Annotated in this window: 20 protein-coding genes; 18 read left to right on the forward strand and 2 right to left on the reverse strand. The window is 56.7% G+C overall.

From position 1 onward, the window contains the following. Window positions 1–182: 182 nt before the first annotated feature. Window positions 183–1,031: an MBL fold metallo-hydrolase gene (locus ATO67_RS03170; protein WP_067644296.1), complete on the forward strand. Its 849-nt coding sequence runs from the start codon at window positions 183–185 to the stop codon at window positions 1,029–1,031. Between the two features lie 27 nt (window positions 1,032–1,058). Here ATO67_RS03170 and ATO67_RS03175 read toward each other — a convergent pair whose 3' ends face one another. Then, window positions 1,059–1,562 (reverse strand): pyridoxamine 5'-phosphate oxidase family protein, encoded by a 504-nt coding sequence (locus ATO67_RS03175; protein WP_067644299.1) that lies wholly within the window; start codon window positions 1,560–1,562, stop codon window positions 1,059–1,061. 365 nt (window positions 1,563–1,927) lie between these two features. Here ATO67_RS03175 and ATO67_RS03180 point away from each other — a divergent pair, with 365 nt between their 5' ends. Further along, window positions 1,928–2,674 carry a YebC/PmpR family DNA-binding transcriptional regulator gene (locus ATO67_RS03180; RefSeq protein WP_067645551.1) on the forward strand — a complete coding sequence of 249 codons (747 nt, stop codon included), beginning with the start codon at window positions 1,928–1,930 and terminating at the stop codon, window positions 2,672–2,674. A gap of 70 nt (window positions 2,675–2,744) precedes the next feature. Here ATO67_RS03180 and ATO67_RS03185 read toward each other — a convergent pair whose 3' ends face one another. Further along, entirely contained in the window at window positions 2,745–3,746 is a 1,002-nt protein-coding gene (locus ATO67_RS03185; protein ID WP_067644302.1) for an LLM class flavin-dependent oxidoreductase, read from the reverse strand. Window positions 3,747–4,074: 328 nt separating this feature from the next. Between ATO67_RS03185 and ATO67_RS03190 the strand changes: the two genes are divergently transcribed. The 16 genes from ATO67_RS03190 (at window position 4,075) to tolB (ending at window position 15,136) form a co-directional block, all read left to right on the forward strand. Beyond that, window positions 4,075–4,818, forward strand: a complete 744-nt coding sequence (locus ATO67_RS03190; protein ID WP_082760141.1) for a carbonic anhydrase — start codon at window positions 4,075–4,077, stop codon at window positions 4,816–4,818. Between the two features lie 113 nt (window positions 4,819–4,931). Continuing rightward, window positions 4,932–5,444, forward strand: coding sequence for a crossover junction endodeoxyribonuclease RuvC (ruvC, locus tag ATO67_RS03195; RefSeq protein WP_067644305.1), 513 nt, complete (start codon window positions 4,932–4,934; stop codon window positions 5,442–5,444). Window positions 5,445–5,472: 28 nt separating this feature from the next. Next, entirely contained in the window at window positions 5,473–6,090 is a 618-nt protein-coding gene (gene ruvA, locus ATO67_RS03200) for a Holliday junction branch migration protein RuvA (RefSeq protein ID WP_067644308.1), read from the forward strand. Window positions 6,091–6,144: 54 nt separating this feature from the next. Next, window positions 6,145–6,423, forward strand: coding sequence for an AbrB/MazE/SpoVT family DNA-binding domain-containing protein (locus ATO67_RS03205; protein ID WP_067644311.1), 279 nt, complete (start codon window positions 6,145–6,147; stop codon window positions 6,421–6,423). Next, complete coding sequence (locus ATO67_RS03210) at window positions 6,420–6,827, forward strand: type II toxin-antitoxin system VapC family toxin (RefSeq protein WP_067644318.1); 408 nt, start codon at window positions 6,420–6,422, stop codon at window positions 6,825–6,827. Before ATO67_RS03205 ends, ATO67_RS03210 begins: the two co-directional genes overlap by 4 nt. Then, window positions 6,824–7,864 (forward strand): Holliday junction branch migration DNA helicase RuvB, encoded by a 1,041-nt coding sequence (ruvB, locus tag ATO67_RS03215; protein WP_067644320.1) that lies wholly within the window; start codon window positions 6,824–6,826, stop codon window positions 7,862–7,864. Before ATO67_RS03210 ends, ruvB begins: the two co-directional genes overlap by 4 nt. 2 nt (window positions 7,865–7,866) lie before the next feature. Further along, window positions 7,867–8,760 (forward strand): metallophosphoesterase, encoded by an 894-nt coding sequence (locus ATO67_RS03220; RefSeq protein ID WP_067644323.1) that lies wholly within the window; start codon window positions 7,867–7,869, stop codon window positions 8,758–8,760. A 50-nt stretch (window positions 8,761–8,810) separates the two neighbouring features. Further along, the gene (locus ATO67_RS03225; protein ID WP_067644326.1) at window positions 8,811–9,029 is read left to right on the forward strand and encodes a hypervirulence associated TUDOR domain-containing protein; all 219 of its coding nucleotides are present in this window, start codon (window positions 8,811–8,813) and stop codon (window positions 9,027–9,029) included. A gap of 14 nt (window positions 9,030–9,043) precedes the next feature. Further along, window positions 9,044–9,625 carry a DinB family protein gene (locus ATO67_RS03230; protein ID WP_067644329.1) on the forward strand — a complete coding sequence of 194 codons (582 nt, stop codon included), beginning with the start codon at window positions 9,044–9,046 and terminating at the stop codon, window positions 9,623–9,625. Further along, window positions 9,618–10,130 carry an NUDIX hydrolase gene (locus tag ATO67_RS03235; RefSeq protein ID WP_067644333.1) on the forward strand — a complete coding sequence of 171 codons (513 nt, stop codon included), beginning with the start codon at window positions 9,618–9,620 and terminating at the stop codon, window positions 10,128–10,130. The genes ATO67_RS03230 and ATO67_RS03235 overlap by 8 nt, the downstream gene beginning before the upstream one ends. After that, entirely contained in the window at window positions 10,127–10,645 is a 519-nt protein-coding gene (locus tag ATO67_RS03240) for an NUDIX hydrolase (RefSeq protein ID WP_067644336.1), read from the forward strand. Before ATO67_RS03235 ends, ATO67_RS03240 begins: the two co-directional genes overlap by 4 nt. Next, the gene (gene ybgC, locus ATO67_RS03245) at window positions 10,638–11,078 is read left to right on the forward strand and encodes a tol-pal system-associated acyl-CoA thioesterase (RefSeq protein ID WP_067644339.1); all 441 of its coding nucleotides are present in this window, start codon (window positions 10,638–10,640) and stop codon (window positions 11,076–11,078) included. Before ATO67_RS03240 ends, ybgC begins: the two co-directional genes overlap by 8 nt. A 260-nt stretch (window positions 11,079–11,338) precedes the next feature. After that, entirely contained in the window at window positions 11,339–12,058 is a 720-nt protein-coding gene (gene tolQ, locus ATO67_RS03250; protein WP_045228480.1) for a protein TolQ, read from the forward strand. Between the two features lie 29 nt (window positions 12,059–12,087). After that, the gene (gene tolR / locus ATO67_RS03255; protein WP_067644342.1) at window positions 12,088–12,549 is read left to right on the forward strand and encodes a protein TolR; all 462 of its coding nucleotides are present in this window, start codon (window positions 12,088–12,090) and stop codon (window positions 12,547–12,549) included. A gap of 7 nt (window positions 12,550–12,556) precedes the next feature. Next, window positions 12,557–13,741, forward strand: coding sequence for a hypothetical protein (locus ATO67_RS03260; RefSeq protein WP_067644345.1), 1,185 nt, complete (start codon window positions 12,557–12,559; stop codon window positions 13,739–13,741). Between the two features lie 81 nt (window positions 13,742–13,822). Next, window positions 13,823–15,136, forward strand: a complete 1,314-nt coding sequence (gene tolB, locus ATO67_RS03265) for a Tol-Pal system beta propeller repeat protein TolB (RefSeq protein ID WP_067644347.1) — start codon at window positions 13,823–13,825, stop codon at window positions 15,134–15,136. The last annotated feature ends 35 nt before the right edge of the window (window positions 15,137–15,171 follow it).

Genomic DNA, 15,171 nt, shown 5'->3' on the forward strand with positions numbered 1-15,171 from the left:
GATCTCCCCACCTGTGGGGGAGATGTCCGGCAGGACAGAGGGGGGTAAGCCACACCCGCCAACCCCAATAGCAATCTACCTCCAATGACGACATTGTGAGCGGCCTCTACCTCTTGCGTCTGGACGATCATCAACCCTTGCCGCATCCTGCCCGCACTCGTCTCGTTATGGGAGTGGTGCCGATGCTTCGCATGCTTATCTTCGCATTGTCAGGGCTTTTGGTGGCCACTGGCGCATCGGCCCAGCAACAGCCAAGCCGCCCTTCCGTGAGCCGCCCGCCCATCAGCCAGTGTCAGGCGATTGCCCAGACCCTGCCCGGTGTGACCTTCGCCAGCTTTCAGCCTTCGAATGTTCAACTGGCGCAGGTGGCGAAGGAAGAGGTGAAGATACAGTATATCGGGCATTCGACGTTTTTGATCACCTCTCCCGAAGGTGTGACAATTGCGACGGATTATAACGGCGTCTATCTACCTCCGGTTACTCCTGCCATCGTCACCATGAACAATGCGCATTCGACCCATTACACGCTGTATCCAGACCCGGCGATCAAAAATGTGCTGCATGGCTGGAGCGATATGCCTGACGAAAAGGCCGTGCATAAGTTACAAGTGGATGACGTTTATGTGCGCAATGTCACATCGGACATCCGCAATCGCTGGGGTGGTGGCGGGCTGTTGAAGAAAGACGGCAATTCGATTTTCATTTTTGAAATCGCCGGCCTCTGCATCGGACATCTCGGGCACCTGCACTACGAACTGACGGAAACCCAATATGCGGAAATCGGACGATTGGATGTCCTGATGGTTCCGGTTGATGGGGGATTGACGATGGGGGCAGACAGCATGAGCCGCATCGTCAAACGGCTGAGGTCGGCACTGATTTTGCCGATGCACCAGCCAAGCGCTCTAGAGCAATTTCTGGTGACGTTCGGCGCCCAGTTCAAGATCGCCTATGCCAGCGATCCTGTCATTCGCGTATCCATGCGGAGCCTTCCCCGCCAACCGCAAATTCTCGTGCCGCAAGGCATGTGAATCCATGATTGGCGGGAGAAGAAGACGTTAAGCGAATGATAGATGCTGGCGTACCCCGACGTCGGGTGTCTTGTCGTCGGACAAGTTCGCCTTGGCGATTTCCCAGCCAAATTTCAGCGTGCTGTCCGTGGAGGCCCAGATATCGGCATCATCGACATGTAGCGCAAGCATCGTCAGTTGCGGATCACTCTTACCATGTTCGTACCAGGCAGCGGTCACTGAATTCCAGTATTCTTCGAGCTTTGCCTTGTCATCGCGCACTTCCAGCTTGCCGGACAGGCAGGCGTGATAGTCATGGTCTTTCCCGACAACGCAAAAGTGGGCGCGTGCGCCCGACTTCAGCGCCTGCACGATATGGGCATCCTTTTTGGTGAAGAACCAGATGGTGTTCGTCTTTGGATCCGCATGAGGAGCCATTGGCTGCATATGGCTGTGGAGGCCTTCCAGACCAAGCATGCCGGCATGAACGGAATTGATTTCGTCCCAGAGCTGCCGGGCAGGGGCTTCGCGTGCTTCACTCAGACTGACCATGGAGTAGTTTCCTTCACATTTCTCGTTATCTTTTGCGATGACGGGGACAAGGCCACCCGCATCGGCACTCCTGACCAAAACGAAGAGAATAGATTTCAGTTCCCTAAAGCGTTTCCTTGTTAACTGGAACAGTTCTGCCGGGTATCTTTCCGCCAGGCTCAAGGGCGATTGGCTCGGGCGTACCTAGGGGTGTGCCCTTCGCCAATCGATTTTGCCCTGACGAAAACCTGCTCCGGCAAAACTGTTCCAGTTAACAAGGAAACGCTTTAATGTGTTGAGAGAAGAGTGGGCGCTTGGGCTTGAACCGCAGGGCTATCACACTTATAAGCACCGCAATCCAAACAAACGATCCGATCAGGGGTGCCATGGCTGGCCATTCACAGTTCAAGAACATCATGCATCGCAAGGGAAAACAGGATTCGATTCGTTCGAAGATGTTCTCCAAACTCGCGCGTGAAATCACCGTCGCTGCCAAATCCGGCCTGCCGGATGTGAGCATGAACGCGGCGTTGCGCCTGGCGGTGCAAAACGCCAAAGCGCAGTCGATGCCGAAGGATAATATCGACCGTGCCATCAAGAAGGCGTCTGGCGCGGATGCCGAGAACTACGATTACGTCCGTTACGAGGGTTATGGCCCGGGCGGCACGGCCGTTATCGTCGAAGCGCTGACAGATAACCGCAACCGCACGGCATCCAACGTTCGCTCGATCTTTACCAAGGCTGGCGGTGTGCTGGGCGAAACCGGATCTGTGTCCTTCTCCTTCGACCGCGTCGGTGAAATCACCTACAAGGCCTCTGTTGGAGATGCCGACAGTGTGATGGAAGCGGCGATCGAAGCCGGTGCCGACGACGTTGAAAGCAGCGAAGATGGTCACACGATCATCTGCGGTTTCGAAGCGATGAACGAAGTCTCCAAGGCTTTGGAAGCGGCTCTCGGAGAAGCGGACAGCGTCAAGTCCATCTGGAAGCCGCAGAACACCGTGCCGGTGGATGAAGAAAAGGCGCAGTCTTTGATGAAGCTCATCGATAATCTCGAAGACGACGATGACGTCCAGAGCGTCTATTCCAACTTCGAAGTATCCGAAGAAATCATGGCCAGACTTTCGGCTTGATTGCCTCTCCGCTAAAATTCAACAAGCCCTCGGCAGTGATGCGCGAGGGCTTTTATGTTTCAGACATGGATCAAGCGGCTAGTTTCAACCCGCCACGCACTTCCGCAAACACTTCCACAGAGCGCAGGCGCTTTTCGATGTCGTGGACTGGCATGGAGATGATCAATTCATCCGCGCCGGTGTCTGACAGGAAATCTGCCAGTTTCCGTTCCACCGTCGTATGAGAACCCACCACCGCGTATCTCAGCGTATGATCGACGGTGATACGTTCCATGTCGCTCCAGTGAGCGTCCATGCTTTCGACGGGTTTGGGGAACTGGGTGCGGATGTTTTTCCGCAGGTTGACAAACTGCTGCTGCGCCGAGGTGAACAGGTGTTGCGCCTCTTCATCGGTGTCCGCGCCTACGCCCATGACGCCCACCATGACATAGGGTTTCGAGAGTGTGGCGGAGGGCTGGAAGCGCTCGCGGTAGATGGCGATAGCATCCATCAGCATATCAGGCGCAAAATGTGACGCGAAAGAATATGGCAGACCAAGGGCCGCCGCCAGATGTGCGCTGTAGACGCTGGAGCCCAACAGCCAGATCGGCACGTTGGTATTCATGCCCGGTACGGACAGAATTGCCTGATCCTGTATCGGTTGACCGAGATATTGTTGCAACTCGAGTATGTCCTGAGGGAAGTTTTCGGCTCCCGCATCGAGGTTGCGACGCAGCGCACGCGCAGTGCGCATGTCGGTTCCCGGCGCACGACCCAAGCCAAGATCGACGCGGCCCGGCAGCAGGGCGGCCAGGGTGCCGAACTGTTCGGCGATGACGAGGGGCGAGTGGTTGGGAAGCATGATGCCACCGGAACCGACGCGAATGCGTTTCGTTGCAGCGCCCACATGAGCGATGACGAGGGAGGTTGCAGCGCTGGCGATGCCGGGCATGCCATGGTGTTCGGCAAGCCAGACACGCTCATAACCGTGGTCTTCCACGTGGATGGCCATGCGGCGCGAATTTTCAAGCGCCTTGCTCACGTTCTCGCCTTCGCCAACTGGGGAGAGATCGAGAATGGAAAAAGGGATCATCGTACGCTCCTGACGCGTTTGATATTTTACGTTGGGCAGGATGTAAGCCGCACGGGCAAATTTGCCAGAGCAGTCGCGGCGAATTGATCGATGGATCAAAAAAACTGGTGTTGAACTGCGACGTTTTGGCACGGCACCTTGCTCGCCTTGTTGCGCCTCCTACGTGATGGTAGCGGACCGGGCCCCTCTGACCAGACCATTTTTCTGGTGATGTCGGACCGCATCGAGCGTGCTCGGTGCAGTCTGGCGGGAAACCCAAACTCTCTGAAGATGCTCGATTTATTTTAGCCAAGCGCTTCAGCGCAACTTGCGAAAGAGAGTGTCAATTATGTGCAATCTATCTCGACGTCTTTTGTTGACCGCCGGGGCAGCGACTGCCGCTGCCGCCATTCCTGCCGTGAGCCAAGCCCAGAGTTCACCCTTGCGGCAGGCAGCGCCCCTGAAACACGCGCCCGTCAAGGATGGGAAGTCAGCATTGACACCGGATGGCGCGCTCGATCTTCTCAAAGAGGGTAATCAGGCATTCCTGCGCGATGAACTGGTGTTTGCCGATCGTAACGAAGCGAGGCGGCTTGAGCTTGCCAAGGGACAGGCACCATTTTGCGCTTACGTGTCCTGCTCGGACAGCCGTGTACCACCAGAACTTCTGTTCGGGCGTGGATTGGGTGAACTCTTCATCATTCGTAACGCCGGCAATACGGTCGATACCGTCGCCATGGGCTCGATCGAATACGCCGTTGCCGTCCTCGGTGTGCCGCTCGTGGTTGTGATGGGCCATGAGAGTTGCGGTGCTGTAAAGGCTGCTATGTCGGTCGTTGAGAAAAATGCCCGCTTCCCCGGACAGATCGACAACATGATCGAGCCCATTATTCCAGCCGTGCTGGAGGCCCGTGGAATGGAGGGCGATGCCACGGAAAACGCCGTCAAACAGAATGTGAGGCGCGTCGTGCGGACATTGAGAGAGGAAAGCGACCCGTTGCTGTTGAAGCCCTTGGCAGACGGCAAGATCAAGATTGTCGGCGCCTATTACCACCTCGATACCGGTGCCGTCGATTTCTTCGATGTGATGTAAAGCAATACGGGGAACGGCGGTGTGCCGCCGCTCCCCCTCACATCAAATGAAGGATGTTGTCGTTTTGTTCACTTATCGCTGGCAGGTTTTGTCGCTCAGAGATAGGGTGCCATATGCAAAATGCGATTCGAATTATCGGGATTGATCCGGGACTGCGCCGAATGGGATGGGGTGTCATAGAAACCTTGGGCAACAGCCTGCGTTTCGTGGCGTCAGGCACCGTGACATCGGATGGCGATATGGATCTGGCTTCACGCCTTTGCCAGTTGCATGACGGCCTTGCCGAGATTGTTCATTCCCATCAGCCACATGAAGCCGCCGTGGAGCAGACATTCGTCAACAAGGATGCGGTGGCGACACTGAAACTGGGACAGGCGCGTGGCATTGCCATGCTGGTTCCGGCGCGCGCTGGGTTGCCGGTTGCGGAATACGCCCCGAATGCGGTCAAGAAAGCGGTCATCGGTGTCGGCCACGGCGACAAGCAGCAAATCCACATGATGCTGAAAATTCTCATGCCGAAGGCGGAGTTCAAGGGCAATGACGCAGCGGATGCTCTCGCCATCGCCATTTGCCACGCCCACAATCGCGTCAGCGAGCGCATGCGGCGCGTTCTGGCGGCCAGCTAACCCTTATACACATCGGACGGGCATCGACATGATCGGAAAACTCAAAGGCACTATCGATGAAATCGGCGACGACCATGTGGTCGTTGATGTGCACGGTGTCTGTTACGTCGCCTATTGCTCGACGCGCACCCTGTCACGCCTCGGCTCCGCTGGCGAAGCCGTGGTTCTCTTCATCGAAACCTATGTTCGTGAAGATCAAATCAGGCTTTTCGGCTTTCTCAGTGCGCTGGAGCGTGAATGGTTCAATCTTCTGCAGAGCGTTCAGGGCGTTGGTGCCAAGGTCGCTTTGGCGGTGCTGTCGACGCTTACCCCCTCCGAGCTTGCGAATGCCATCGCGCTCCAAGACAAGGTGGTCGTTTCGCGTGCGCCCGGTGTCGGGCCGAAAGTGGCGGTGCGTATCGTCACGGAGCTTCGCAACAAGGCTCCCGCGTTTGCGGGTGAGGCCTCCGCCTCCATCGGTTTCAAGCAGGAGCTGGGCGAGGGTGTCGCATCCGCGCCGGTGGCCGATGCCGTCTCCGCACTCACCAATCTCGGCTATTCCCGCGATCAGGCGGCCAATGCTGTGGCCGCTGCGCTGAAGAATGGCGGTGAGGGTGGTGACAGCGCCAAGCTGATCCGGCTGGGGTTACGGGAGCTTTCGCGCTAGGACAGCCTGTGTTAATTTCCTTACGATTTTAAAAAAGTAAGAAAGTCGCTTGTTATGGGGTTCCAGACAACCATCACATCCAAGGGGCAAATGACTGTTCCCAAGAATATTCGAGATCAACTCGATATCAAGCCGGGTGACAAATGCTACGTCTGGGTCCGTAATCGCGAGATGGTCGTCGTACCGCGTAACCAGTCTTTCAACGATCTGGCCGGTCTGTTGGGTGCCCCACCCAATGGCAGAAAGCTGACGATTAACGAAATGAACCCTGCGATCGGATATGCTCTGTCCGATGCCTATAAGGAATCGTTGCGCGACGAGGATGATGAATGAGCGGTCGATTTGGTATCGATACCGATATTCTCCTTCGTGTTGCTGTCATTGATGATCCCGTTCAAAGCGACAGCGTGATGAACTTCATCGACAAGCTGGGAGAAAATGACACGCTTGTCGTGGGCGTGGTCGTCATTATGGAAACGTCATGGGTCTTGGAGCGGTTTTATGGCTACTCCAAGAGTGCCGTTCTTGATTTTGTTCAGGCGATCCTCGAACGTCGTGAAATTGAGGTGCCAGACTATGAGGTGGTGGGCAACGCGATTGATATTTGCCGGAATTCCGGTGCGGATTTTTCCGATGCCGTTATTTCGGAAATGAATAGAATGGCCAGCTGCAAGATGACATACACATTCGATCAGAAAGCGGCCCGCAAAATACCCGGAATGGAACTTCTGACATGAGCGACGCGGCACGGCTGATTTCTTCGGAGAAGCGCGGCGAAGATATCGATACAACGTTGCGCCCGCAGACGCTGGATGATTTTACCGGTCAGGCGGAAGCTCGCGCCAATCTGAAAATCTTCATCGAAGCGGCCAAGAACCGTGGTGAGGCGCTGGACCACGTCCTGTTCGTCGGCCCACCCGGTCTTGGCAAGACGACGCTGGCGCAGATCATGGCCAAGGAATTGGGCGTCAATTTCAAGTCTACCTCTGGCCCCGTCATTGCCAAGGCGGGCGATCTGGCGGCGCTGTTGACCAATCTCGAAGAGCGCGACGTCCTTTTCATCGATGAAATCCATAGGTTAAGCCCGGCTGTAGAGGAAATTCTTTATCCAGCGATGGAAGACTTTCAGCTGGATTTGATCATCGGGGAGGGGCCAGCGGCGCGGTCGGTGAAGATCGATCTGTCAAAATTCACACTGGTTGCGGCCACAACTCGGCTCGGGCTTTTGACAAACCCGTTGCGAGATCGCTTCGGGATTCCCGTGCGCTTGTCCTTCTACACGGTTGAGGAGCTTGAGCTGATCGTGCGGCGTGGGGCCCGCATCATGGGATTGCCGATGACGGAAGAGGGTGCCAGAGAAATTGCGCGTCGCTCACGCGGTACGCCGCGTATTGCCGGACGGCTATTGCGTCGTGTGCGTGATTTTGCCGAGGTCGCGAGGGCGGAATCGGTGACACGTCAGATTGCCGATGAGGCGCTGACGCGGCTGCTGGTCGACAATATGGGCCTTGATCAGCTCGATAAGCGCTATCTGACGATGATTGCCGTCAACTTCGGTGGTGGGCCTGTCGGCATCGAGACCATAGCGGCTGGCTTGTCCGAGCCACGGGATGCCATCGAGGACATCATCGAGCCCTACATGATCCAGCAGGGCTTCATTCAGCGTACGCCGCGTGGCCGTATTTTGACCGCAACCGCGTGGAAGCATCTCGGCATGCAGCCGCCAAAGGATTTGGAAGCGGCGCAATTTCGTCTCACCCTCGAGGACGACTGATCATGATCACCCGCCGGACCCTGCTGAAAACTGCCGCGACAATGGCGGCGGGGCTGGTTTCTCTTGGCGCCTATGCAGGTGGCATAGAACCTTTGGCGCGGCTTTCCACCACCCGCTATCGCATCAACCCGCCGGGTTGGCCTACAGGTCAGCGACTGCGCATCGTGGCGTTGGCAGATTTTCATGCTTGCGAACCGTGGATGCCTGCTGAACGCATCGCCAAAATTTGCGACTACGCCAACACATTGGACGGAGATATCATTCTTCTGCTGGGCGACTACATGTCGGGCATGAAACTGGTGACGGGTGTCGTTCCTCCAGAAGAATGGGCACGCGCTCTGTCCGGGTTGAAGGCAACCTACGGCGTTCACGCCATATGTGGGAACCACGACTGGTGGCAGGACCTTGAAGCCCAGCGGCTGAGGCTGAAAGAGACAGTCGCACATCGGGCTCTGAGGGCCGTCGGTATTCACGTTCATTCCAACGATTCTGTCCGAAGCGGGTCTGCCGACCAGCCATTCTGGATTGCCGGACTGGAAGACCAATGGGCGTATCTTCAAGGGCGCCGAAGGACGGGGCTCGATGATCTGGGCGGAACGCTTGCGCAGGTCACAGATGATGCGCCGATCATTTTGCTGGCACATGAGCCGGATATTTTCACGTCGGTTCCTGATCGCGTTGCACTTACGCTTTCGGGGCATACGCATGGCGGGCAGGTGAACCTTTTCGGTTGGCGACCGGCAGTGCCATCCCGTTATGGCGAGCGATTCGCCTATGGTCATGTGGTCGAGGACAACAGGCATCTCGTCGTGTCCGGTGGGCTGGGATGCTCCATTGCACCCGTTCGCTTCATGTCTCCGCCAGAGGTTGTGGTGATCGAACTCGGCGGGGTGTGAGGAACCATCCCGCAGTCCGGTCATTCACCGTTTTTGGTGAGGAGCGTGTGATGACGAAGTTTCGCAAGGGTACCAAGGTTCAATGGAAATGGGGATCGGGCACGGGTGAGGGCAAGGTTACCGAGAGCTTTACCCAAGATGTCGAACGCAAGATCGAAGGCTCCGTCATCAAGCGCAAGGCAAGTGAAGACGAACCGGCCTATCTGGTCGAACAGGAGGACGGCGGTCGTGTTCTTAAAAGCCAATCTGAACTGGAAAAGCTGGACTGATCCGGGAGCCTGCCATGGCCTATGATCCGTGCCGCGTGTTCAGGAAACTCGCCCGTAACAATCTGCTGGCGAATTTCAGGCTGCACGAAACCTGCCTCCGCCTCTCACGCGATGAGCTGGTGGCCCCAAGAACAGGCTTTTTTCCGACGATCCGCGCGACCCTGAACCACATTTACTGCGTCGATCTTTTTTATATCGATGCCCTCAAGGGCGGCACATTGGGATATGCTGCTTTCTCAATGGCCGAGCCATACAGTGATATGGTCGAGCTGCGCGAAGCGCAGGCGAAACTCGACGCTGATCTCCTGGCATTCACCGATGGGCTGGCGCCTGATATGCTTGCCGATATCGTGCGCATACACAGGGCAGAGCGGATACAGACCGACCGCTGCGACGATATTCTCACGCATCTGTTCCAGCACCAGACGCATCATCGCGGACAGGTTCATGCAATGCTGTCCGGCACCTCCATCAAACCACCGCAACTGGACGAATTCGTCGTTGGTGATGATGCGGGGGTTCGCAAAACGGAACTGGACGCGCTAGGCTGGTCGGAACGTGACCTCATGCTCCCGGAAGCAAAAACATATGACTGAAGACACCCGTATCCGTATGAAATTCAAGCCGAAGCGCATTTTCCAGATGCGCGTTGCAGGCATCGCTTTTCGCGATGGCTATGTGCTGGTGCACCGGGCCACACATGAGAAATTCTGGAGTTTTCCCGGCGGCCGCGCCGAAATGGGCGAACAATCACAGGATACGTTGGCGCGCGAGATGGTGGAAGAGCTTGGCGTCGAGGCCCAGATCGGGCGTCTGCTTTGGGTGGTGGAAAACTTCTTCCATTATGAGGGCAAGGACTGGCACGAGCTTGGTTTTTACTACCTGATGGAACTGCCCGAGACGTTTCCTTTCCACGAGGAAGACATCGTGCACCGCATGCAGGATGGCAAACATCCGCTGGAGTTTCGCTGGGCAAGAGCGACCACGGAAGCCTTGACGCAGTTGGACATTCCGCCCTATTTCATCGCCGGTGAAATCGAAAACCTTCCCGCTTCCGTTCAGCACATCGTTTGGGATGACGGGAACTTGGACGACAAATGAGCGATGTCATTTCTCCACGGCACATGATCAGACTGGATCATAAGCCGCAGCTTTTCAGCTTTCGTGTGGCGGGCCTCGTGTTCCACAACGGTCATCTCCTGGTGAACCGCAGTGTTACCGACCGCTACTGGGCGCTCCCCGGTGGTCGTGCCGAAATCGGGGAGAGTTCGGAAGAAACGATCCTGCGGGAGATTGAGGAAGAACTGCATGTTAAAGCGCGGATCGAGCGTCTCTTGTGGTCAGCCGAGAGCTTCTTTTCATACGGCGAATATGACGCGCATGAGTTGGCTTTCTATTACCTGATCCATCTCGAACAGGCTTTTCCCTTTCATGAAAGCGACATCGTTCATCGTATCGTGGATGGGGTGGATGTCGAGTTTAGATGGTTGCTCGCGACCGCTCCTGTTTTGAAAGAGAGTGATTTACGGCCTGCATTTATCGCCGAGCGGATCGAGGCGCTGCCGGAACGGCACGAGCATCTGATTGTGCGTGAAGGAGTAAAGCGGCATGACTGACCTGACCGTATCCCTCTCCGGCGAACTCATCGAACACGGCCACCGGCTGACGCAGCGTGTCTATTACGAAGACACCGACTTCTCCGGCCTCGTTTATCACGCCCGCTATCTGCACTTCCTTGAGCGTGGTCGCACGGATTATCTGCGTTGCCTTGGCTGCGAGCAGAGCGCGTTGCTGACGGCGGATGAGGAGGGGCTTGTGTTCGTCGTTCATCGCATGGAAATCGACTTCAAGTCACCGGCGCGGATGGACGATGTGCTTGCAATCACCACACTCACCGAAAAAGCTGGTGGGGCGAAGATGGTGCTCAATCAGGAAATCCGGCGCGGGGAAACTTTGCTGGTTACCGCGAAAGTGATTATTGCCGTGATCAATGCCAAGGGAAGACCGCGGCGTCTACCTGATACGATTGCAGAGAAATTTTTGAAGTAAGAATTGGGAAATATGGTGCTGCTGTTTGAAGTGCCTATTTCGTAACACTCCCTTAACCATAATGTAGTCTACCTTAACCATTCGGTATTTGTGCGCCGCACGCCTTCCTTTTACCAAATTTACGGTCAAGGAAGGCTAAATGGTAATATCGGGGCACGGCTCATGGGGTTTTCGGCACTTGCCGCAGGACTTCAAACGTTGATGCGCGTTTAAATCGCCCGGTCATGCACCGGGCGTTTGGATTCGGGGATTGGATTTTTATGGAACAGGCAGGTTTGGCCGCGGCAACGCACGACGTAAGTCTTTGGGCGCTGTTCATGCAGGCTGGTCTCATCGTCAAGCTGGTTATGATCGGCCTCATCGCCGCATCTGTCTGGACGTGGGCCATCGTCATCGACAAATATGTGTCCTTCGGCAAGGCGAAGCGTCAGTTCGACCAGTTCGAACAGGTGTTCTGGTCCGGCCAGTCGCTTGAAGAGCTGTACCGGACGCTGGCGGAACGCCAGAATACGGGCCTTGCGGCGATCTTCGTGGCGGCGATGCGCGAGTGGAAGAAGTCCTTCGAGCGAGGCGCACGGTCTCCCATCGGTCTTCAGATGCGTATCGACCGTGCCATGGACGTGACCATGGCACGCGAAGGCGAAACCTTCGAAGCGCGTCTCGGTTCTCTGGCGACAATCGGTTCTGCGGGTCCGTTTATCGGTTTGTTCGGTACGGTTATCGGTATCATGACCTCGTTCCAGGCGATTGCCGGTTCCAAGTCCACCAACCTAGCGGTTGTTGCACCTGGTATCGCCGAAGCGCTTCTCGCGACGGCCATTGGTCTGGTTGCCGCTATCCCGGCGGTTATCGCTTACAACAAATTCACAGGCGATGCAGGCAAGCTCTCTGCGCGCATGGAAGGTTTTGCGGACGAGTTTTCCGCCATCCTTTCGCGCCAGATCGATGAGAAGCTGCAGACACGTCAGGCCGCGCAGTAAACGCGCACCCGAGCGAGTGGAGTAACATAATGGGAATGTCAGCAGGCGGTGGCGGCGGTGGGTCCGGTGGGCGCCGTGGTCGAGGCCGAGGACGCCGCAAGGGTGGCGCGATCAGCGAAATCAACGTGACGCCCCTCGTGGACGTCATGCTGGTGCTGCTTATCATCTTCATGGTGGCAGCACCTATGATGACGGTCGGCGTGCCTGTTGATCTGCCACAGACATCCGCCAATGCCCTAAATTCCGATACGCAGCCGATTACCATTTCCGTCAATGCCGATGGCGTGATCCATTTACAGGAAACGCCGATCCAGGCGACGGAAGTCGCTGACAAGCTGCAGGCGATTTCGACGACCGGCTATAACGAGCGTATTTTCGTGCGTGCGGACTCGGTTGCGGCCTATGGCATCGTTGCCGATGTCATGGCGCGTATTCAGGCTGCGGGCTTCAAGAATATCGGCCTTGTAACGCAACAGAAACAGGACAATTGATCTAAGTATGAAGGGCAGCGTCACCACATCTGCGATCGTGCACGCCTCGCTGCTGGCCTTTGCCCTCGTGTCTCTGGGCTCGCCAGCGCCGCTTGAGGTGTCTCAGGCTGAGTCGATGCCTGTCGATCTCGTGTCCGTGGAAGAGATGACCCAGATCCAGCAGGGCGACAAAAACGCGCCCAAGGCCGAAAAATCCGCGCCTGTTCCGACAACCCGGCCTGATATCATTCCCAATGCCCAGAACATGGGCAACAACACCGCTGATCTCGACGCTCCGCCGACACCAACGGAAAAGCCCAACAATAACGACAGTGCTGCGGCTCCGCCCAAGCAAGAAAAACCAGCGCCTGTTGTGGATACCAAGCCCAACGATGTGAAAGACATCGTCAAGGAAGAGACGTCTGCGCCAAAGCCGCAGGAGACGGCATCGCTGCCCATTCCCAAGCCGGAAATAGCGACACCACCGACGCCGACGCAACCGCCTGCCGAACAACAGGCGCAGGAGCCTCCGCCGCAAAATCAGGAGCCTGCCGAAATTCCGGTGCCGCCGAATGTGCCGCGCCCGAATTCCCGCCCGCAGCCGCCTGAGCCGAAGCCGGAGCCGCCCAAGCAGGCCGAACAAAAGCCAGCCGAGCAGAAGCCTGCTGAAAAGCCAGCGGAGAAGAAGCCGGAGCAGGCTAAATCGAACGAGAAGCCGTCCGACAAGAAACCGGCAGACCGCAAGCAGGAAACCGCCAAGTCTGCCGCTTCGCAGGCCAGCGAGTTCAATGCCGACGAGATTTCTGCATTGCTGAACAAGCAGGCTCCCTCCGGTGGTGGCGCGAAACGCTCGACCGAGACGGCGTCGCTGGGTGGCAAGAAGACGATTGGTACCGGCTTGAGTGCCAGTGAAATCGACAGTGTCAGAGGTCAAATCCAGAACAACTGGGCTATGGCATCCGGTTTGACCGGCGTTTCCGAGGTGCGGGTTGTCGTTCGCGTGTCTCTCGACCAGTCCGGCAACATCGTCGGCCAGCCGGAAGTGACTGCGACCGGCGGACCGGAAGGGACGCGACGCGCTGTTGAAGGCAGTGCGCGTCGCGCAATCTTCAGGTCTGCGCCGTTGAAAAATCTGCCAGTTGAAAAATACGATGGCGAAAGGGGATGGAACACGTTGGTCCTGAACTTCGACCCATCCGAATTCGCGCTTTAAACCGACAGTTTTGGGACCGATGGAAAGACCAATGCCCAATTCGATGTCCAATTTTTGTATGAAGCTGAAAGGCTTGTCTCAATGATCAAGTTCTCTCTCCTGCGTGCGGTAATGGTTGCCTCCGGCATGCTGTTTTCCTTCGCAGCGGTCACACCGGCCAGTGCTGAAGTTCAAATCAATATCAACAAGGGCAACGTCCAGCCGCTGCCGATTGCGGTCACCGATTTCATGTCGGGTGATGGCATCGGCGCGCAAGTTTCGCAGGTTATCGCAGCCGACCTGCAGCGTTCAGGCCTGTTTGCTCCGGTCAACAAAAACGCTTTTATCGAAAAGATCAGCAACCCGGACCAACAGCCACGCTTCGAAGACTGGAAGGTCATCAATGCGCAGGCACTGGTCACGGGCCGCGTAACCAAGGAGGCCGATGGCCGTCTGCGCGCCGAGTTCCGCCTGTGGGACACGTTTGCCGGTCAGCAGATGAGTGGTCAGCAATTCTTTACCCAGCCGGAAAACTGGCGTCGTGTCGCCCACATCATCGCCGATGCTATCTATGAGCGCGTCACCGGTGAAAAGGGTTACTTCGATACCCGCGTCGTTTTCGTCTCTGAAAGCGGACCCAAGACCGACCGAAAGCGTGCGCTTTCGATCATGGACCAGGACGGCTTCAACGTTCGCAACCTGACCACGACGAAAGACCTTGTTCTGACGCCGCGCTTCTCGCCAAGCCGTCAGGAAGTCACCTACATGTCGTTCGAGGGTCAGCAGCCGCGCGTTTATCTGTTGCAGCTGGAAACCGGACAGCGTGAAGTTGTCGGCAACTTCCCCGGCATGACGTTCTCTCCGCGCTTTTCGCCCGACGGTCAGAAGGTCATCATGAGCCTTCAGCAGGAAGGCAACGCCAACATCTACACCATGGACCTGCGCTCGCGCACCACGACGCGCCTTACCAATACGGGTGCCATCGATACGGCACCGTCCTATGCACCGGATGGTCAGCGCATCGCCTTTGAAAGCGACCGTGGTGGTCGCCAGCAGATTTACGTCATGAATGCGGATGGTTCCGGCCAGACCCGTGTGTCCTTTGGCGATGGTTCCTACTCGACGCCTGTCTGGTCTCCTCGCGGCGACCTGATTGCATTCACCAAGCAATCTGGCGGCAAGTTTTCCATCGGCGTCATGAAGCCTGATGGTTCAGGCGAGCGCATCTTGACCACAGGCTTCCACAATGAAGGCCCGACCTGGGCACCGAACGGTCGCGTTATCATGTTCTTCCGCCAGAATGCCGGTTCGGGCGGCCCGCAGCTCTATTCCATCGATCTGACGGGTTATAACGAACAGTTGATCAAAACACCGACATTCGCGTCGGACCCGGCATGGTCGCCGCTTCTGGATTGATTTTCCTATTGCGGCGGCACTGAGCACAGTTGCCG

Source organism: Agrobacterium bohemicum (assembly GCF_001562555.1).
Classification (GTDB): Bacteria; Pseudomonadota; Alphaproteobacteria; order Rhizobiales; family Rhizobiaceae; genus Agrobacterium; species Agrobacterium bohemicum.